Below are 19,823 nucleotides of genomic sequence, written 5' to 3'. Positions count from 1 at the left end.
TTCTTATTCCTTTATTTCAGCTCTTGCAAATAGATTATTTCAAACCCTGCAATTTCTCCCAGACAATCTCGTAAACATCAGTTAGTTCTCCCAATCCCCTACGGAAAACATCCTTATCCATGTGGTTGCCATCTGCATCCCACAAACGGCAGTTATCTGGTGAAAACTCGTCTGCCAAGATAATCTTACCATCCTTGTCAAAACCAAACTCTAGCTTAAAGTCAATCAATTTAAGGCCAATCTCAGTAAACCAAGCTTTCAAGAGCTCATTGATACGACGGGTTTCTTCCTTCAAGTAAGCAATCTGCTGGTCATCCGCAATTTTAAGGAATTTCACATGCTCGTCATTGATAAAGGGATCATCCAAATCATCATTTTTATAGTAAAATTCGACAATTGGAGTCTCAAATGCGATACCTTCTTCTACGCCAAAACGTTTTGAAAAGGAACCAGCCGTGTAGTTGCGGAGCACAACTTCCAAAGGAATAATCTCAACCTTTTTATTGAGTTGTTCCGTGTCCGAAATTTTCTCCACAAAGTGAGTCGCTACACCAGCCGCATTTAATTTCTCAAAAATAAAAGATGAAATCTGATTATTCAAGACTCCCTTGCCCGCAATCTGCTCCTTCTTGACTCCGTTGAAGGCAGTTGCCTGGTCCTTGTAAGTTGAAATAATGAGATTTTCATCCTCAGTTGTATAGATATCCTTGGCTTTTCCCGAATAGATCAGTTGTTTTGACATTTTAAAGTTCGCCTTTCGTTTTACTTGAGCACATTCTACCACAAAAGCATGAAAAATTCAAGGTTTTTTACGAATAAGTAACATTTTCCCATTTCAAGCGTAAAGAAAAACTGTAAGATAGGCTCTTCTTACAGTTTTAAAATCATTTATCCTCTGAAAAACACGAATATTACCCTTTATTCAAAAATTGATCCCAAAAATAACGGAGATAGCTTTTCTTTCCCGTAATCATCTGCAGGCGGCCTTCTAAACCATAACGAAGTTTTTCAGCCTGCTCTGAGGTTAAATTAGTCTCCGCCTCGATTTTAAAGAAATTTCCTTGTTCAGTCTTTGTAGCTGTCGCATCGATACTTGTAATCGTGGAATTCAGGAAAATTTGATTCTTCGCATCATTAGTTGTAGTATAACGAACAGAGTCCCCAATCTTGACTCTAGCAACATCTTTTGAACTGAGATAAGCCGTGAGTTTAGTTTTGCCTTCTCTTTCCAAGGCTGGGTAGAGTTGGGCTAGCAGAGTCCCTTCTGCAGCCATCGTAGATTCACTAGTCTCAGGATTAAGGTGAAGTACCCCATCCTCACTTGCTGTAATCTTCCCCTTATCTAGGAGACCTCCCTGGACTTTCTTACCCGACTCTGCTTCTAAAATTTTCTGATCCAAAAGAGTTAATTCCTGACCGACTTTGACTAAGTGCTGAGACTTGAGCGATTCCAGTTGACTATCCAGTCCCGTTGCGTGGGCCTGTTGAGCTCCAGAACCCGCATACTGTACACGATACGTAGCTAGACTAGACTCTAGCTGGGCAATTTGTGCATCCACTTGCGCAATAACTTGCGATTTAGCTTGCGGATCTTCTTCACCTTGATTTTTATAGGTCTGGTAAAAAGAGTAGGCTGGATTCTGACTATCCAGTTGATCTCCCTTTTCAATCGCTGACTTAGCTGTTTTGTAGTCTCGGATTTTATCCTCTGTTTGACTGATAAGATTGCCAATCTCAGCCTGACTCTGACTTGCTGCCGCATTTTGAGAAGAAATGCTGGCATTTTGTTGAGAAACATTACTTCTTAGACCATTCGCTTGGCTGAGATAATCTCGAAACATCTCCTGGTAACCAAACTTATCCGCCTCTGGAAATTGATCACTCCCCTCTTTCAAACTGGATTGCAAATACCCCAACTGCTTTTTTTGATCCTTTAGCATCTCCAATTGACTGGCGTATGCTTCGACCTGGACAGCCTCCGCCCCTTGCTGGTACTGAACGAGTAGTTCCCCCTGCTTGACCAACTTGTTTTCTTCCAGATAGTTGCCCACAATGCGTTGATTGCTAGTCGACTGGATATTGGCAATGATCCGACTAGGTTCGACAGTCGCTCGGGTAGACAAACTAATCTCCTTCTCTGCAAAAACTGCAAATCCTAGTAAAAACACGAACAGAAGTGACATAGGTAAAATCACCCGACTGGAAAAATTATGATAACGACGATTATAAAACTCCGCACTTTCTAAAAATTCTGGTTTCATCCTCTCCTCTTTCTAGCTATTTACCAAATGGGCGTAAAAGCCATCCTGTGCAAGCAAGTCTGCATGGTTGCCTTCTTCGACAATCTTGCCCTGATCCAAGACAACAACCTTCTCTGTCCGCTCAGCAATTGTCAAGCGGTGGGCGATGAAAATAAGGGTCTTGTCTAGTGTCATGAGATTATCCACGATCCGCTTCTCTGTCAAGATATCCAGACTGCTGGTCGCCTCGTCCAATATCAGAACAGGCGCATCCGTTAAAAGAGCACGCGCCAGAGCAATTCTCTGCCGTTGCCCACCAGAAATTCCAGCTCCATCCGAAGTTAATTCTGTCTGGTAATTCAGTGGCATGCGCTCAATGTCCTCCCGAATCTCTGCCAATTCGACCGCCCGTAAGATATCCTCTTGAGTCGTCCCCTCCTTAGCTCCAAGGAGAAGATTCTCCAAAATCGTTCCGTTAAAGACATAGGGCTGTTGAGGCAAATAGTTAATATACTGGCGCAGGGCCTTTTTATCAATCTGATTGAGATTGACACCACCCAGACTAATCTCTCCCTGACTAGGGTCGTAGAAATTAACCATCATCTTGGCCAAGGTGGTCTTACCTGATCCTGAAATCCCCACAAAAGCTACCTTAGAGCCTTGAGGAATGGTCAAATTGATGTCCGACAAGACGTCACGACCATAGCCATACTTATAGTGAACCTGCTTAAAAATCATATCTCCCTTCATCATGCTCAAATCTTCGACCGTTTTCTTCTCCTCAAACTCCGAAGCTACCAGATAGACCTCGTTCAGACGGTTATTGGCAACCTGCGCTGTCTGAAGTTTGGTTTGCAGGTTGATGATATTTTCCAAAGGATTGGTAAAGTAAACAAGCAAAGTATTATAGGTAATCAGCTGGCCCAAACTCATCTTGCCATCCATGACCAGAACTGCTCCCATCCAGAGAACGGCAACATTAAGCAGGAGCTGGGCAACTTTTTTCAGAGCCTTTTGCTGGCTTTCTGCTCGACTGTAGGTAAAGGATTTTTTCAGATAAGCTACAAATTCCTTATCAATCTTTTGATAGCGTGAACTTTCACTGGTCAAAGACTTAATGGTCTCAATACCGTTGATGTCCTCGATGATAGAAGAAGACAGAACCGCATTGGCTTCCATAGTGTCCCGATTCATCTTTTCAAAAGGCTTCATAAAGGCAAAGATAATCACTGTATAGATGGGAAGCGCAAGTAGACTAATGAAAAAGAGTGTCATATTTTGTGAAAACAAGACAAGCGAGATAATCAAAATCGTCGACACATCTAGGAAAATCGACAGAATGGTCGAAGCTAGCGCGTCGATGATACTGTTGGCATCTGTAAAACGAGACACGATTTCTCCTGTCCTGCGTGTCGCGAAAAAGGACATTGGCAGGTGAAAAACATGCTTGATGTAGGATAAAATCACGTCAATTGACAACCGTTGCCCCAGAACAAGTAAGAGGTATTCCTGCGCATAGAACAAAATCTGCTGGAGAATATAGACGATGACTAGTCCTATTGAGATAATGCCCAAGGTCGAACGCATCTGATCTGGTACGTAACTGTCAATGATAGACTGGAGATAATAGGAACCCACGATATTGATCAAAGTCACCAACAAAGTCGCTAGGACGATATTAGCAATCAATCCACGCTGTTTGAGTAAGATTGGCAAGAAGGATAGGAGCCCCTGTTTTTTCTCCTTATGAGGTTTATAGTCTGGAGACGGAGCCATAAAGAGACTGACTCCTGTCCATTCTTGCGCAAATCGCTCACGGGAAATCTTAGTCAGCTTGACACCAGGATCCGGATCAGCGATATGAATGTGCTTTTTATCCTGACCTATCACCACATAGTAGTGGAGCAATTTCCCTTCCTTGAGCACATGGGCTACAAAAGGAAAGGTCAAATCAGGCAGATCAAAGAGCGTCATATCCGCCTTGATAGCCCGCGTTTCAAAACCAATTTCCTCTGCCACTTTTACAAGACCCAAAGCAGTCGTCCCATCCATAGTCGTCTTAGCTAGTTCTCGTAGATAAGCCAAGGAGTAATAACTACCATAGTAGCCAAATACCATGGCCAAGGAAGCCACGCCACAATCCATCTGATCCACCTGGGGACGATAGTGCCTTTTCCCAAATTTCATATCCTTCTCCTTTTTCTAATAATCTCTTTATAAATTTGTAAGATTATTTTAACCAAATAAGGATAAAAACAGGAAAACATTCCTAAATAAACCATTTTTGCACCTAAAACGCACTTTCAAAAGCATAAACTATCATTTAAATGTAAAAAAGCAGAACAAAAGTTCTGCCTGTTTAAAGTAACCGTTAAAAAATGAATGTCTAGAAATAAACTATTCTGAAATGATATTCTCTTCACTTCTATAAAGTGAGATAACGGTCATCAAAAATAATGAAATCGTAGGTATATCAAAACATTCAAACCATGTAGGTAAATTTATTTTGTTTACATCAGCCACAATTCTAATCATTAGATAAGGCCATTGAGCTAAACAATACAATAAACTCTAGCCAAGCTTTTTGTAGTAACTGAACGACTTTCATCCCAAACTCCAATCTGATGGTCCATCAATTTCCTATCTTACTTTCTTTTGTTTTGTACTTGTATCCTACATAAAACAGACCAAGTAGAATCGGATAGGTTTCTGGATAAAACAGGGTATTGATCGGATTTTTCATAATCATATACGTTGCGATATAAAGAATGATCGATACGACAAAATACCCCTCAGCAAATCCTAATAAGATTTTTTTCATAGCAGACTCCTATTTACCTGATAAGAAATGCGGAGAAACTCCGCCATTTACATGCACAAAATCCTTTTCATTCAGATTGATCTTTTATAGTTTTGATTATCTTTTGCCAAATCTTTGCAAAAAATACCAAAATAACCCGAAGCAAGCAAACCAACTACAGTCCATTGCCAATCAAAGGATACTAATGAACCTGTACGAATCAGATGAAGCGCGAGATGCAGGCCGATTGCCAACAAAGGAATTATAGTGGCTAGCTTAGGTAAGAGTGTATTGAGATTAAGGTTCCGATTGTTCATAATCTAACGCCCTCTATAGCCATTATAGACTCCCAATCCAAGTGTACCTCCTGCTACAGTAGCCGCTGCTCCATAAGCTGCTACTGCTTTCCAGCCTACAAGCACTACCGTACCTATCGTTAATGTAATAACACCGCCTTGAACCTCTTCAAGTTCTTGAAAAGATAATTCTTGAAATTGTTTCATTGCTAAGCCTCCTTTCTAGTCATATTAAGGTCGCAATGCTTTTCCAATAGCATATCCTGCTCCATAAAGAGCTCCTCCAATTGTAACCACAGCACCTGCTACTTTTCCTGCTAAAATAATTCCAGCTGCTGTAATAATCAATCCCCCATCCACATCCATCAACTCTTCTTCTGTAAGAGCTACAAAGTTCTGTTCCATTTTGTCAAAGTTTGTCATCTTTTTTCTCCTTTATTTTTATTTTTTTAGTTTATGGTCTCTAGGCTTTAAACCATTTTAAAAACCAGATTGGGTAAATTACTGAAATCTTTTTCCTTCCTGTTCTTCTCACTTATCTATTCGAGAAGTGATTTAAAATGAACAGGTAAATTTCATTTATTTTAAATACCATTTGATAAACCATGGCAATAAGATTGGTAAATACATCGCGTAGTCTCCTTCCTTTTCTTCTTACCTATCTATTCGAAAAACAATTCGAAAATGAACAATTCATTCATTTTTATTTAAAAAACCACTTAATGAACCATGGATAAAAACCGGTAACATACATAAACGTTCCTCCTTTTTCTTTCTCATATCTTTATTCGCAATTTCTACTAAAAGTTTCTCTTTTTTCCGCAAACAAAAAAACAACATGACTTGCATGTTGCTTTTGGCTATTTTTTATTTTTAATAATCGCTACTACATCCGCTACACTTTGAAGTTGATCGATTTCCTCATCAGTGATTTCGATACCAAATTCATCTTCTAGTGTCAAGACAAACTCCATCAAGTCCACTGAGTCCGCATCTAGATCATCTTTCAAACTCAAAGCCTCTGTTACGGCAAAGTCTGCTCCCTGTCGCTCTTGGATAATGGTTACAATACGGTCAAAAATTTCTTTTTCTGTCATCTTTTTTATTCTCCTGAAAATTCACGCGCAGTCTGAGCAACTACGTCTGTTTCTAGCATGGTACGAATCTGACGAATCGTACTGTGCACAGCCTTGGCATCACTTGAGCCATGAGTTTTTACAACTGGCGCCTTGACACCAAACAAGACTGCCCCTCCAACATCTGAATAGTTGAGCTGTGTCTTCAACCCCTTAAGACTATCCTTGAGAAGGAGAGCACCTAGCTTCGCTCGAAGGCCACCACCCGTAATAGCATTTTTAAGTAAGCCCATGATTCCCAAAGCTGTACCTTCAATGGATTTGAGAACAGCGTTTCCCGTGAAACCATCTGTTACGACAACATCCGCAACGCCATTCATCAGATCACGCGCTTCCACGTTTCCGACAAAGTTCAAACTTTCATCAGCTACTAGCAAGTCGTATGTTTCCTTACGAAGCGGATCTCCCTTGCTGCTTTCTGTTCCATTGTTGAGCAAACCAACACGTGGTTTCGAAATCCCACGCACATTTTTCGCATAGAAAGAACCCAAAACAGCGTATTGGTGCAGATGATGGGCTGTATTTTCCGCATTGGCTCCAAGGTCAAGCATATCAAAGCCTTTTCCATCTATAGTTGGCAATGTTGACATAAGTCCAGGTCGGTCGATATTCTTGATACGACCCACGATGAAGAATCCTGCTGCCAACAAGGCACCTGTGTTTCCTGCGGAAAGAACAGCATCTGCCTCTCCCTCTTTGACTGCCTTAGCCGCCAATATCATGCTGGCATTTTTCTTCTTACGGATAGCTTTTGTCGGCTCATCGTCTGAGTCAATTTTCTCATCTGTATGGATGATGCTAACGCGCTCTGTAGCTGTTAGATATTGTTTGATTTTAGCTTCATCTCCGTAAAGTTGAATCTCAATATCTGAAAAGTCAGCTAGGGCTTGATTGACCCCCTCAACGATGGCTTGAGGTGCGTAATCGCCCCCCATAGCATCTACTGCGATTTTTTTCATTTGTCTTCCTCTTTTAGTAATTGTCCCCAGTCTGCTAGGGAATCAATAAATTTCTTTGATTTTAGGTGAATCCCAACGTACTCTTCATAGAGTTGATCCATAAATTGGCGTAGCTCTTGCTTGATTTCGGCCTTAAGCGAAATGGTCTCCAAGGTCTCAAAATCAATGGCTTGAAATTGATTGAGCAGATAAGGGATATTGGGATTTAGATGACAACGTCTCTCATCTTCATGATAATGCTCTGGGCAAAGGCAGGCTCCATATTTAAAAGAAAAGTCAAAGGCCTGACCCACCCGATGGCAAAAGACACACTCATTAAAATTAAGGCTGATTCCAAATCGAGTCAAGATTTGAATTTCAAAAATATTGGTTAAGACCTGATAATCTATGCCTGCTTCCATCAACTCCAGAGTCTTCTTCAAAAAAGCAAATAAGGGAGCATCCTGCTGATTATCCTGCAAACTAGCATCTGCAAGGGCTGCCACATAGGTAGCATAGGCCATGACAAAGAGATCACTATTAATCTTGGGAAAGGTCATCACCTCATGGTAGTCCTCGATGTAGCTAAGGCCGTCATCATTGATTCGTAAGAGAAACCGTGCCAACACCAAGGGCTGAATAACCGGAGCTAGTTTGGACTGACCAGCGTGCTTGACAAAAAACATGCGCTTGCCCGCCTGCTCGGTAAAGATCTTGACTAGCTTGTCATCCTCACGAAAGTTACGATTGTAGAGCACCAAGCCTTGACTCGTGATAGACTGAATCATGCTTCTCTCATGTACTCCTCAAGTCGTTTCATGGCCTCTCTGATCGTTTCCATGCTGGCTGCATAAGACAGACGCACATAGCCTTCTCCGTAACGTCCAAAGGCGGCACCAGGGATAAAGGCAACGGCCTTCTTATAGGCAAAATCCTTCAGAAAAGCAAAGGAGTCTTGATTGTAACCTGCTGGAATCTTAGCAAAGATATAGAAGGCACCGTCTGGTTTGATGATCTCAAAACCAAGAGCAGTCATCTTCTCAATGATATAATCTCGACGCTGAATGTATTCCTTCTTCATAGGCTCTGCGTCGTTTTTACCAGCGGTCAAAGCTTCCACCGCAGCATGTTGAGCCATAGTGTTTGCGGCAGTAACCAAATATTGGTGACTCTTGATTAACTGAGCTGTGAAAGCTGCAGGAGCAAAGATAAAGCCTAAACGCCAACCTGTCATAGCATGCGATTTAGACAAGCCATTAATAATAATAGCCTGGTCTCTCAGCATAGTTCCCAGAGACACATGAGCTTCCCCTGTATAGGTTAATTCTGAGTAGACCTCATCACAGATCACAAAAATCTCATACTTGCGTAAAACGTCTGCCAAGGCTTCCAACTGCTCCCGACTATAGGTAATTCCTGTCGGATTGGCTGGATAGTTGAGAATAACTGCTTTGAGCTTGTCTCCTTGCTCCAAAATGGCCTTTTCCAACATCTCAGGAGTCAAGACAAAACCATTTTCAGTTGTATCAATCTCGACAAGCTCTGCCCCAACCAGATTGACAATCGGTTCATAACCTGGATAAGCAGGAGCTGGCAAGAGCACCTTGTCTCCCTCTTCCAAAATAGCCGTCAAAGTAGCAGATAAAGCCTCTGTCGCCCCAATTGTAACTAAAATTTCATTTTCAGGATTGTAGTCCAACTGATATTTTTCTTTTACAAAGTCGCTAGCAGCCTGGCGCAAGGTCAGCAAACCGCTCATCCCTGTATAGTAGGATTGGTTCTGGTCAATGGCTCGCTTGGCTGCCTCCTTGACATGATCTGGCGTTGTAAAATCAGGTTCCCCCAAGGTCAAACGCAAGACCCCAGGAATCTCCGAAATAGCCTGGTCAAACTGGCGAATCAAGGAAACTTGAATCTTGTCTAACTGTTTATTAAAGCGCTTGGTTAAGTCCATAGATATCCCCCTTGCTTACAGAACATAGTACTATTATACTACAAAAGCTCCCTGACCGCAAAATCCATCTGAAACCCGCACTTTTCACTTTCTGTTTTACTTTTCTTCTCGACAGGACTATAATAATAAGTGCTTATTTTCGGAGGTTTATATGTCATTTTTATCAAAAAATGGGGCAGGAATCTTGGCCTGCCTTCTCATTTCTATCGTATCTTGGTTCCTGGGAGGTTTCTTTCCTGTCGTGGGGGCACCTGTCTTTGCGATTTTTGTGGGGATGCTCCTCCATCCTTTTCTCTCTTCCTACAAACAATTGGATGCTGGATTAGCCTTTAGTTCTAAGAAATTGCTCCAATATGCCGTTATTTTGCTTGGTTTTGGTCTCAATATCTCGCAAGTCTTCGCGGTTGGGCAATCTTCGCTCCCTGTCATCCTTTCCACCATTTCGATTTCCTTAATCGTTGCCTACCTCTTCCAGCGTTTCTTTGCGCTAGACACAAAACTGGCTACCTTGATTGGAGTGGGTTCTTCTATCTGCGGTGGCTCTGCCATTGCTGCGACAGCGCCCGTTATCCACGCCAAGGAAAAAGAAGTTGCCCAAGCCATTTCCGTTATCTTTTTCTTCAATGTCTTGGCTGCGCTCATCTTTCCAACTCTGGGAACCTGGCTTCACTTATCAAATGAAGGCTTCGCTCTCTTTGCAGGAACTGCGGTCAATGACACTTCCTCTGTAACGGCTACCGCCAGCTCCTGGGACAGTCTTTATCAGACTAATACCCTTGAGTCTGCAACCATTGTGAAACTCACGCGCACCTTAGCAATCATTCCTATTACGCTCTTTCTCTCCTACTGGCAAAGCCGCCAACAAAAAAACAGCCAAGATTTCCAACTAAAGAAAGTCTTCCCACTTTTTATCCTTTACTTTATCCTGGCTTCTCTCTTAACGACTCTTCTCACCTCTCTCGGTGTGTCTAGTAGCTTCTTCACCCCTCTCAAACAACTCTCTAAATTCTTCATTATCATGGCCATGAGTGCTATCGGTCTCAAAACCAATCTGATTGCCATGGTCAAATCCAGCGGGAAATCCATTCTTCTTGGAGGCCTTTGCTGGATTGCTATCATCCTTACCAGCCTAAGCATGCAGGCATTGATTGGTATTTTCTAACACAAAAGGTAGCCTACTGGCTACCTTTTTATTGCTCAAGAATTAAACGAGTATGTTCTCTCTTAATACAGCGATTCATCACGATGTCATCGCATCCTCTAGCACGCAAGATTTCTTCTGCTTCTAGGCTTTCAAGTCCCAGTTGTGCCCAAAAAATCTTGGCATCAGCCTTGAGAAAATCACGGGCCACATCTGGTAAAAACTCGCTCCGTCGGTATATATTGACAATATCCACAGGAAAAGGAATCTCAGCTAGACTGGCATAAGCCTTTTCTCCCAAGATTTCCCCACCTGCAGCCTTGGGATTAACTGGAATGATTTTATAGCCCCGAGCTTGCATTTCCTTGGTCACTCGATTACTAGTTGTTTCCTCACGATCGGACAAACCCACTACCGCTAACGTTTTACTGGTTGTAAGATACTGACGAATCACACCATCACTTGGATTGATAAATGCTTGACTCATAGAAATCCTCCTTTTTTCTTAGTATAGCATATTTTGAAAAGGCTTGCAGATTTTGACTACAAAAAAATTCCTAGCAAGAGAAAAAGCTTGCTAGGAAATTCGTTTATTCAAGTGAAAGTTTAGATTTTTTTCTCGATACTAAATAATGGAGAAAGAGGACGTTTTTCGTGGATACGGATAATAGCATCGCCCAGAAGATGAGCAATCGAAATTTGTTCAATCTTATCAATCAAACGCTCTTCTGGTAGGTAGATAGTATCCAAAACAACCAATTTCTTAATAGCTGATTTTTGGATATTGTCCATAGCTGGCCCAGAAAGAACTGGGTGCGTACAGCTTGCATAAACTTCAACAGCACCTGCTTCAGCAAGAGCATCTGCCGCATGACAAATAGTTCCAGCTGTATCGATCATATCGTCAATCAAGATACAAGTCTTACCTTCTACCTTACCAATGATATTCATCACTTCACTGGTATTCATCTTGTCTACACTACGGCGTTTGTCAATAATCGCAATAGGAGTTTTCAAAAACTCTGCCAATTTACGAGCACGAGTCACCCCACCATGGTCTGGGCTGACAACCACGTAGTCAGAGCCAACCATGCCGCGACGTTCAAAATAGTCCGCAATCAATGGAGCACCCATCAAGTGATCTACGGGAATATCAAAGAATCCCTGAATCTGTGCAGCGTGCAAATCAATCGTCAACAAACGATCTACCCCAGCAACTTCTAGCATGTTTGCAACGAGTTTTGCAGTGATTGGCTCACGCGCGCGCGCTTTTCTATCCTGACGTGCATAGCCATAGTAAGGCATAACAACATTGACAGATTCTGCACTAGCCCGCTTCAAGGCATCTACCATAATCAAAATTTCGAGCAGATTGTCATTTACAGGTGAGCTCGTTGATTGTAGGATAAAGACGTGTTTTCCACGGATTGATTCTTCGATGTTGACCTGAATCTCCCCATCTGAAAATTGGCGAACAGTCGATTTCCCCAACTCTATCCCAATCTCTTGCGCCACACGCTCTGCCAATTCTCTATTTGAAGAAAGGGCAAACAGCTTTAAATCAGAAAAAGACATGATTTCCTCCGGTATTTATGTATCACTTGTTTTTTACACAACATTTTCCATCTACCATTGTAGCGCTTTTTCCTTTATTTTTCAATCAAAAATAAAACAAGAGTAAACATTTATACCCTTGTTTTTTACTATTTTATATTAGCTATATTAAAATTAAAATCGCTACATTTGAAGTAGCGATCTTATGCTAGGATTAGAATTCTGCGAGATGAAGTTAGTATACTTCTCTCATACTCCCTGTATCCACATCGTAAACCGCACCTGAAATAGCCACATCATCAGGAATCAGTGGAGATTCTCGAAGAAACTGCATATCCTCTCTCACACTCTCTTCAACATCTTGGAATGGTAAAAAATCTTGACCAGAAACATCAACCCCGAGCTCATGCTTCAAATGCTCTTGAAAAGACTCATTTTGAAAGGTTTGAGCTCCACAGTCTGTATGGTGAAGCACCACAATTTCACGTGTACCCATTTGTTGCTGGGAGATCACCAGCGAACGAATCATGTCCTCTGTTACTCTACCGCCAGCATTCCGCAAGATATGGGCATCCCCAAGTGCTAAACCTAAAGCTTGCGCGACGTGTAGCCGTGAGTCCATGCAGGTCACAATAGCAACCTTTGTTTTGGGCTTTATTGGTAAATGAGCTGTTCCATGCAAGTCGATATATGCTCTGTTGGCCTTCATAAAATTTTTAAAGTAAGACATATTCACCTCTGCTTCATCTATGAAAAAATTTATTTGATTATCAAATAAGTTAATCTTATCTTACCAGCTTTTTCAAGATTTGTCAGAGATAAAGCTTCTTACTCATGAAAAATTTGTATGCTCAGGATGATCAACCCTACTCTTTTGTAGGAATATATCCACCCAAAATTTTAGCAAAAGTTTCAACATTTAAACTTTGGACATAGATTTCTCCTGTACCTCGGAAGGTATTAACAACACCCTCACTGATGCCAAGCTGGAAGCAACTAATGGTTCTATGAAGGACGTCAAACGACCAAGTTTTGAACTTAGAACTTCCCCAATTTCAAAAAAAGAGAGAACCCATATAAACGGCTCTATATGCTAGCTTTTATCACCCACTATAGTTGATAAAGAGCTATTAGTTATAACTTTTTAAAGTAGCGAGCAACAGGCCATTGTTCAAAACCAAAGTTCTCATAGGTTTTACGGGCTGGTGCATGACCTGGATCACCACCCGTCTCAACCATGACCATTTCCATCCCTTTTTGTTTAATCCGATTACAAGCATAGGTCATGAGCGCTTTTCCGACACCTTGGCGCTGATAGCTTGGAGAAACAGCTAGTATATAAATCTCTCCCATTTTATCCTCAGGGTGCAAGCGAATGTGAATCCAGCCGACCAACTCTTCCTCCAGAAAAGCTAGCCAGGCAAACTGACCCTCTTCATCTAAGACCGCTGTTAAATCATTAATTTGTCTTGTTTCCCACCCTTGAGGATAAAAATTGTCATAAACAAACTTAGGAACTCCTTTTTCCATTTTTGGAAAAACCGGAGACCAAGCCTGTATTGACAATTCTAAAACAGCCTTTTTATCCGATTTCCGATAAGGTTTTATAGTAATTGTCACTTTTTTCTCCTAACGTCTCTTTAATTTGCAAAAAATGCCACGAACGAGTTCGCATCCGATGGTGCCCAGGAATAGTCAAGCCTACTCTTTTGTAGGAATATATCCACCCAAAATTTTAGCGAAAGTTTCAACATTTAGACTTTGAACATAGATTTCTCCTGTACCTCGGAAAGTATTAACAACACCTTCTTCTGTACCGACAGATTGTAAAAAACCACTTTCCAAGTGAATGTCATAGTGCAAGTCTTTGCTCCAGGCAACAACATGAGCATTATCAATCGTCATTTCTTGGTCTTTCAGTTCAATTTTCTTGATAGCTCCAAAGGCATTGACTAAGAGTGTTCCTTCTCCTTGAGTGGTCATGACAAAGAAACCTCCTTGACCGCCAAACAAGGCACGGCCAATAGACTGGCGTTCCATAGTATAAAAAGCTGAACCATCCAAAGCAAGGAAAGCTCCATCGTTCAATCGATATTGATGTTCCCCTAAATACAAGGGCATTACCTGACCCGGAACATTAGGAGCTAGAGCTAAGAGGCCACCATCTGCATCAGATAAAGCTTCCGTAATAAAGGTGCTTTCACCAGATACCATCGAACGCCCAACTGCTTTAACTAATTTACCAAGACCAGATCCTTTTGCATTCAGTTTGGTTCTTAATTTGACACTAGAAGAATGGTAGACCATACTTCCGCGCTGAATATAAGCTTTTTCTCCTTTATCTAGTACAATTTCTACAAAAGGAAATTGGCTATTGTTTTCAATAGTAAAATTCATGCGATTATCTGACATCAGATTTCTCCTTTTATGTCTTTTTGAGGAGGCTAGTTTATTGTCTCTCTTGGCCACTTAGCCTATCTATCACGATTATAGCACTGGTAAGTTTTTTCTTCAAATCTAAAGCAAATCTCTTATGAAAACACCCTCTTTAAGACTTCCCCAATCGTTGTCACACCAATGATTTGAATATTATCTGGAACTTTGAGGCCGTTCAGAGAATTTTTAGGAGCGTAGACTTTGGTAAACCCAAGCTTCGCAGCTTCATTGATGCGTTGTTCGATACGATTCACGCGTCGAATTTCTCCAGTCAAGCCCAATTCACCCACAAAACATTCCTGAGGATTGGTAGGCTTGTCCTTGTAACTAGAGGCAATAGCCACTGCAACGGCTAAGTCAATGGCAGGCTCATCCAATTTGACACCGCCAGCAGATTTGAGATAGGCATCCTGATTTTGCAAGAGAAGCCCTGCACGTTTTTCCAAAACAGCCATAATCAAACTAGCACGATTGAAATCAAGCCCTGTCGTCGTGCGCTTAGCATTTCCAAACATGGTTGGTGTTACCAAAGCCTGAACCTCAGCCAAAATCGGACGGGTCCCTTCCATGGTCACAACGATTGACGAGCCAGTAGCCCCATCCAAACGCTCTTCTAGGAAAACTTGACTCGGATTGAGCACCTCAACCAATCCGCCCGACTGCATCTCAAAGATGCCAATCTCATTAGTAGAACCAAAACGGTTTTTGACTGCTCTCAAAATACGGAAGGTATGGTGGCGCTCCCCTTCAAAGTAGAGCACCGTATCCACCATATGCTCCAACATACGCGGACCCGCCAAAGTTCCTTCCTTAGTCACATGCCCTACGATAAAGATGGCAATGTTATTGGTCTTAGCCAGCTGCATAAGCTCAGTGGTCACCTCACGCACCTGAGACACAGACCCTTGCACCCCTGAAATCTCAGGAGACATAATCGTCTGGATAGAGTCGATGATGAGAAAATCTGGTTGGATGCGCTCCACCTCAGATCGAACACTCTGCATATTGGTCTCTGCATAGAGATAAAACTCGCTATCAATATCTCCCAAGCGCTCTGCACGGAGTTTAATCTGCTGGGCAGACTCCTCCCCACTGACATAGAGAACAGTCCCTACTTGGGACAGCTGAGTCGATACTTGTAAGAGAAGGGTTGATTTCCCAATCCCTGGATCCCCACCGATAAGGACGAGACTCCCTGGTACCACTCCGCCTCCAAGTACACGGTTGAATTCCTCCATCTCCGTCTTGGTTCGATTGACATTGATGGAAGTCACCTCAGCCAGTTTCATGGGCTTGGTTTTCTCACCTGTCAAGGACACACGCGCATTCTTGACCTCGGCAACCTCAACCTCTTCTACAAAAGAAGACCAAGACCCACAGTTAGGACAACGTCCTAAATACTTAGGTGAATTATATTCACAATTTTGACACACAAATGTCGCTTTTTTCTTTGCGATGATAAACCTCTTTCTATATCTCTAACTCACACTCAATTACTTGGCAAAAATCAATCTTCTCGTCTGGTACAAATTGGCGCATGAGCATTCGATGAGCTACCACTAGCACTGTCTGATAGTCTCGGTACTTTATCATAGTTTCCAAAAAACGCGCCTTCATCTCTTCAGCTGTCTCATACTGAATAGGACTATTAGGAAGCAACTCCCCCTTGTTTTCTAAAAACAGAGTACGTGCTTTTTCAAAGTTCTCTATACCACTTTCGTAAACCTGCCATTCATGCAATAAAGGCTCTACTCTCAAAGGAAGGCCAGTAGCACAAGTAAGATAAGAAGCCGTTTCTAATGCTCGCGTCACTGCAGAAGACACCAGTATATCAGCTGAGCCAAGCAAAGGATTTTGGCAAAGTTCCTGAGCTTGTCGCCTTCCTTTCTCAGACAAAGGAGCCAAATCTAATCCAAAGCCAGTGTAGGAACACTCCTCTAACTCACGGTAGTCTGGCTCTCCATGACGTATAAAGATAATCTTCATCTTAGTGCCCTGTTGATCCAAATCCACCTGTCCGAACCCCGTCTGCCTCATCTCCGTCTGCAATTAAGAAAGGCGCAAAGACAGCCTGAACTACACGTTCTCCAACTTCGAGAACCACTTCCTGATCAGTAATATTTTTCATCTGAGCAAAGATATGGCCTTCATTCCCAGGATTTCCATAATAATCCCCATCAATGACCCCAACTGAGTTAATCAAAACCAAACCCTTCTTGCGAGGGTTTGATGAACGGTCATAGAGATAGAGCACTTCTGTCGGCTGCATATAGGCCTTAACACCTGTCGGAACCAAGACAATCTCTTCTGGCGCAATAACCGTACGCACAGCAACCTTTAAGTCGTAACCAGCTGCATGAGCCGTCTCACGCTTAGGTAGCAAACTTTCATCTGTAAAACTCGAAACCAATTCAAAACCACGAATTTTCATATTTTTCTCTTTTCTATAATCATTTATTCTAGGCTATTTTATCTTATTTATTCGAAAAAAGCACGAAAAAAGAGCACACAATTCACATCGCTTAGGGCTGCTGGATTCCTCCCCTGACCCGCTTCACGCAGAACTGTTGCTCCACTATTTATTATATCACATTCCCCTCGATTTTTAAAGAGAAATTATTTTTTCCGTCGATTTCGGAAAAAGTCCTGCATAATCGCTGCACAGTCATCTTCCAAAATTCCCGTTTCTACCTCTACACGATGATTGAGACGCTCATCTGTCAAAATGTCGTACAAGCTCCCAGCTGCACCAAATTTCTGGTTTTTAGCCCCGTAAACTACGTTTGGAATACGGGCAAGCCCAATCGCACCACTACACATAACACAAGGCTCAATGGTCACAAAAAGCGTACAATCCAGCAGACGCCAACTCTCTTCACTCACATTCGCATTCTCTATAGCCATGATTTCTGCATGCATGACCGCCCGTTGCAACTCCTCGCGCGCATTATGCCCCCTACCAATGATTTCTCCATCCTTGACAATCACACAACCAATTGGAATTTCATCGTGTTCTAAGGCAATCTCAGCCTCTCTCAAAGCCTCTCTCATAAAGGCTTCTTTTTCTTCAACTGTATAATTCATCGTTTTTCTCTTTTCCTACTTGTCGATTTTATTATTATATCATGATTCTCAACACAAAAAAAGCCACCGAATGCGGTGACTTAATAGGGAGATTATTATGAAAAAGAAAAGTTTAGGATATTTGTTACAACAAGTTAGGAGGTCTTCTTGTAACTGTCTATAGTATACCCAACCTGTCTTAAACTAATCTTAAAAATCTCCTATGACCAAACACTTTCTAAAATATTAGTTTGTTCACGACCAGGTCCTACTGAGAAAGTTGAGATACGAACACCAACCAACTCGCTTACACGACGAACATAGTTACGCGCATTCTCAGGAAGATCTTCCAAATTACGGACCCCAGTGATGTCTTCTGACCAACCTGGCAATTCCTCGTAGATTGGCTTGCAGCGTTTCAACTGCTCAAGACTAGCAGGATAGTAATCAATACATTGACCATCAAGATCATAGGCCACACAGATTTTCACAGTATCCAAACCACTCAAAACATCGATAGAATTCAATGAAAGATTGGTAATCCCAGATACACGGCGACTATGGCGCATCACAACTGAATCAAACCAACCCACACGACGTGGACGACCAGTTGTTGTACCATATTCATGACCTACTTCGCGAATGCGATCTCCCACTTCATCAAATAATTCAGTTGGGAAAGGTCCATCTCCTACACGACTTGTGTAGGCTTTACATACACCTACAACCTTGTCAATCTTACTTGGGCCAACACCAGACCCAATTGTCACACCACCAGCGACAGGGTTTGACGACGTAACAAATGGATACGTACCTTGGTCAATATCTAGCATAACACCTTGCGCACCTTCAAACAGCACACGTTTGCCATTATCAAGCGCATCATTCAAGATAACGGATGTATCTGTCACGTATTGCTTGATTTGTTGACCATACTCATAGTATTCTTCAAAAATATCATCAATTGAAATAGGAATACTATCATATAATTTTTCAAACAGACGATTCTTTTCCGCAAGATTGCGTTCCAAACGTTCACGGAAAATATCCTTATCCAAAAGATCCGCAATACGAATTCCAACACGAGCAGCCTTGTCCATATATGCTGGACCGATTCCCTTGATTGTAGTACCAATCTTATTGTCACCCTTAGCTTCTTCCTGCAAGCGATCCAACTCAATGTGATAAGGCAAAATAACATGCGCACGATCAGAAATACGCAAGTTATCAGTTGTCACACCTTCCTCATGAAGATAAGTCAACTCTTTCACAAGGGATTTTGGATTCACGACCATCCCATTCCCAATAACAGAGATTTTTTCAGGAAAGAAAATTCCAGATGGAATCAAGTGCAACTTAAATTTCTTACCATCAATCACAATCGTGTGACCAGCATTATCACCACCTTGATAACGAGCAATTACCTCTGCATTAGCTGAAAGAAAATCTGTAATTTTCCCTTTACCTTCATCACCCCATTGGGTACCTACAACAACAACTGAAGTCATAATAAAATTCGTCTGAGCTACTAGGAGCTCGTCCTTTCTCACATACATGGCAGGAATTTCACCCACAATTATATCTTACAATTTATTATAAGAAAAAATCGCCTTTTTATCAAGAAGAAACAGTAGAAAAGATTTGGAAATTCTTTCATTTCTAAATACAAAAGCCTTTGATTATAAGCTAATTCTATATTTTTTAAAATATAACTATAACTATCGTTCGTAATTATGATATAGATGCTTCCTATTGGATGAGAGTTGTACCACCTTGCAGTAATTTATCTAGATATAGACGATAAGCTGTTCTAAAGTGATATAGAGAAAAGTCCCTATCACTTTTAATTTTAAATCGGATTAAGTAATATAGTAAAAACCGAAGATGAAGTGATTCCCACTCTGCACAACTCTGGCCTAAAGAGGCATATTCTTGTTCAACTAGTTTCAAAAAGACAAATGCTCGGTCATAAAATTTCTGAAGCATATAAAAATTCCCTTTCTTATTAGTAACACTAGTCTAACAAAAAAAGGAACTAAAAAAGCTTCAAATCCTATAAAAGAAGAATTTAAAGCTAAACTAACTAAAAATAAAATAAAGAGGCAATTATAGATTTAAAAATTAAAATTTCAACAGTCCACTATATTAATAAATAAAAAAACGCTCAATTGAACGTTTCGATCTATACTCCGCCAGTAGGACTCGAACCTACGACATCATGATTAACAGTCATGCGCTACTACCAACTGAGCTATGGCGGATAAA

At 41.5% G+C, this 19,823-nt stretch carries 23 protein-coding genes, 1 tRNA gene, 1 other RNA gene and 1 pseudogene; 1 reads left to right on the top strand and 25 read right to left on the bottom strand.

From position 1 onward, the window contains the following. Positions 1–34 precede the first annotated feature (34 nt). From purC to SORDD25_RS05920, 11 genes are all read right to left on the bottom strand, one after another. Positions 35–742 (bottom strand): phosphoribosylaminoimidazolesuccinocarboxamide synthase, encoded by a 708-nt coding sequence (gene purC / locus SORDD25_RS05970; RefSeq protein WP_061853006.1) that lies wholly within the window; start codon positions 740–742, stop codon positions 35–37. A 169-nt stretch (positions 743–911) separates the two neighbouring features. Further along, positions 912–2,261 (bottom strand): competence pheromone export protein ComB, encoded by a 1,350-nt coding sequence (gene comB, locus SORDD25_RS05965; protein WP_061853005.1) that lies wholly within the window; start codon positions 2,259–2,261, stop codon positions 912–914. 12 nt (positions 2,262–2,273) lie between these two features. Further along, entirely contained in the window at positions 2,274–4,427 is a 2,154-nt protein-coding gene (comA, locus tag SORDD25_RS05960) for a peptide cleavage/export ABC transporter ComA (RefSeq protein ID WP_061853004.1), read from the bottom strand. A 445-nt stretch (positions 4,428–4,872) separates the two neighbouring features. After that, positions 4,873–5,061, bottom strand: a complete 189-nt coding sequence (locus SORDD25_RS05955; protein WP_061853003.1) for a hypothetical protein — start codon at positions 5,059–5,061, stop codon at positions 4,873–4,875. Positions 5,062–5,132: 71 nt separating this feature from the next. Next, entirely contained in the window at positions 5,133–5,357 is a 225-nt protein-coding gene (locus tag SORDD25_RS09440) for a hypothetical protein (protein WP_061409987.1), read from the bottom strand. Between the two features lie 3 nt (positions 5,358–5,360). After that, complete coding sequence (locus SORDD25_RS05945; RefSeq protein WP_009729537.1) at positions 5,361–5,543, bottom strand: Blp family class II bacteriocin; 183 nt, start codon at positions 5,541–5,543, stop codon at positions 5,361–5,363. A gap of 24 nt (positions 5,544–5,567) precedes the next feature. Next, positions 5,568–5,759 (bottom strand): class IIb bacteriocin, lactobin A/cerein 7B family, encoded by a 192-nt coding sequence (locus SORDD25_RS05940; RefSeq protein WP_000180821.1) that lies wholly within the window; start codon positions 5,757–5,759, stop codon positions 5,568–5,570. Positions 5,760–6,196: 437 nt separating this feature from the next. Continuing rightward, positions 6,197–6,433: an acyl carrier protein gene (locus SORDD25_RS05935; RefSeq protein WP_061853002.1), complete on the bottom strand. Its 237-nt coding sequence runs from the start codon at positions 6,431–6,433 to the stop codon at positions 6,197–6,199. Between the two features lie 5 nt (positions 6,434–6,438). Next, positions 6,439–7,431 carry a phosphate acyltransferase PlsX gene (gene plsX / locus SORDD25_RS05930; RefSeq protein WP_061853001.1) on the bottom strand — a complete coding sequence of 331 codons (993 nt, stop codon included), beginning with the start codon at positions 7,429–7,431 and terminating at the stop codon, positions 6,439–6,441. After that, the gene (gene recO / locus SORDD25_RS05925) at positions 7,428–8,198 is read right to left on the bottom strand and encodes a DNA repair protein RecO (protein ID WP_061853000.1); all 771 of its coding nucleotides are present in this window, start codon (positions 8,196–8,198) and stop codon (positions 7,428–7,430) included. The genes plsX and recO overlap by 4 nt, the downstream gene beginning before the upstream one ends. Beyond that, on the bottom strand, positions 8,195–9,364 hold the full coding sequence (locus SORDD25_RS05920; RefSeq protein ID WP_061852999.1) for a pyridoxal phosphate-dependent aminotransferase: 1,170 nt from the start codon (positions 9,362–9,364) through the stop codon (positions 8,195–8,197). Before SORDD25_RS05920 ends, recO begins: the two co-directional genes overlap by 4 nt. Before the next feature lie 151 nt (positions 9,365–9,515). Here SORDD25_RS05920 and SORDD25_RS05915 point away from each other — a divergent pair, with 151 nt between their 5' ends. Beyond that, entirely contained in the window at positions 9,516–10,526 is a 1,011-nt protein-coding gene (locus SORDD25_RS05915; RefSeq protein ID WP_061852998.1) for a YeiH family protein, read from the top strand. A gap of 28 nt (positions 10,527–10,554) precedes the next feature. On the opposite strand, the gene SORDD25_RS05910 is transcribed toward SORDD25_RS05915, so the two are convergent. The 14 genes and pseudogenes from SORDD25_RS05910 to SORDD25_RS05850 form a co-directional block, all read right to left on the bottom strand. Next, positions 10,555–10,992, bottom strand: coding sequence for a CoA-binding protein (locus tag SORDD25_RS05910; protein WP_061852997.1), 438 nt, complete (start codon positions 10,990–10,992; stop codon positions 10,555–10,557). A gap of 119 nt (positions 10,993–11,111) precedes the next feature. Continuing rightward, positions 11,112–12,080: a ribose-phosphate diphosphokinase gene (locus SORDD25_RS05905; protein ID WP_000010175.1), complete on the bottom strand. Its 969-nt coding sequence runs from the start codon at positions 12,078–12,080 to the stop codon at positions 11,112–11,114. Between the two features lie 214 nt (positions 12,081–12,294). After that, positions 12,295–12,789, bottom strand: coding sequence for a beta-class carbonic anhydrase (locus tag SORDD25_RS05900; RefSeq protein ID WP_061852996.1), 495 nt, complete (start codon positions 12,787–12,789; stop codon positions 12,295–12,297). 136 nt (positions 12,790–12,925) lie between these two features. Continuing rightward, positions 12,926–13,045: pseudogene (locus tag SORDD25_RS09435) on the bottom strand (TIGR00266 family protein); the annotation flags it as partial. A 148-nt stretch (positions 13,046–13,193) separates the two neighbouring features. Further along, on the bottom strand, positions 13,194–13,679 hold the full coding sequence (locus SORDD25_RS05895; protein ID WP_061852995.1) for a GNAT family N-acetyltransferase: 486 nt from the start codon (positions 13,677–13,679) through the stop codon (positions 13,194–13,196). Between the two features lie 81 nt (positions 13,680–13,760). Beyond that, positions 13,761–14,471 (bottom strand): TIGR00266 family protein, encoded by a 711-nt coding sequence (locus SORDD25_RS05890; RefSeq protein WP_001282891.1) that lies wholly within the window; start codon positions 14,469–14,471, stop codon positions 13,761–13,763. Positions 14,472–14,590: 119 nt separating this feature from the next. After that, complete coding sequence (gene radA / locus SORDD25_RS05885; RefSeq protein WP_081103661.1) at positions 14,591–15,952, bottom strand: DNA repair protein RadA; 1,362 nt, start codon at positions 15,950–15,952, stop codon at positions 14,591–14,593. A 13-nt stretch (positions 15,953–15,965) separates the two neighbouring features. Beyond that, positions 15,966–16,481 (bottom strand): histidine phosphatase family protein, encoded by a 516-nt coding sequence (locus SORDD25_RS05880; protein WP_061852993.1) that lies wholly within the window; start codon positions 16,479–16,481, stop codon positions 15,966–15,968. Between the two features lies 1 nt (position 16,482). Next, the gene (locus tag SORDD25_RS05875; protein WP_061852992.1) at positions 16,483–16,926 is read right to left on the bottom strand and encodes a dUTP diphosphatase; all 444 of its coding nucleotides are present in this window, start codon (positions 16,924–16,926) and stop codon (positions 16,483–16,485) included. A 59-nt stretch (positions 16,927–16,985) separates the two neighbouring features. Then, positions 16,986–17,079, bottom strand: an RNA gene (ffs, locus tag SORDD25_RS05870) — signal recognition particle sRNA small type. 32 nt (positions 17,080–17,111) lie between these two features. Next, positions 17,112–17,579: a tRNA adenosine(34) deaminase TadA gene (gene tadA, locus SORDD25_RS05865; RefSeq protein ID WP_001110101.1), complete on the bottom strand. Its 468-nt coding sequence runs from the start codon at positions 17,577–17,579 to the stop codon at positions 17,112–17,114. A gap of 200 nt (positions 17,580–17,779) precedes the next feature. After that, positions 17,780–19,066: an adenylosuccinate synthase gene (locus tag SORDD25_RS05860; protein ID WP_061853064.1), complete on the bottom strand. Its 1,287-nt coding sequence runs from the start codon at positions 19,064–19,066 to the stop codon at positions 17,780–17,782. Between the two features lie 241 nt (positions 19,067–19,307). Then, positions 19,308–19,544 carry a sigma(X)-activator ComW gene (gene comW, locus SORDD25_RS09430; RefSeq protein WP_000939508.1) on the bottom strand — a complete coding sequence of 79 codons (237 nt, stop codon included), beginning with the start codon at positions 19,542–19,544 and terminating at the stop codon, positions 19,308–19,310. 201 nt (positions 19,545–19,745) lie between these two features. Beyond that, positions 19,746–19,819, bottom strand: a tRNA-Asn gene (locus SORDD25_RS05850). Positions 19,820–19,823: the final 4 nt, after the last annotated feature.

This window comes from Streptococcus oralis (assembly GCF_001579525.1).
Lineage (GTDB): Bacteria > Bacillota > Bacilli > Lactobacillales > Streptococcaceae > Streptococcus > Streptococcus oralis_M.
Note: the sequence above shows the minus strand (reverse complement) of the source record. Positions and strands in the feature narration are given on the sequence as shown.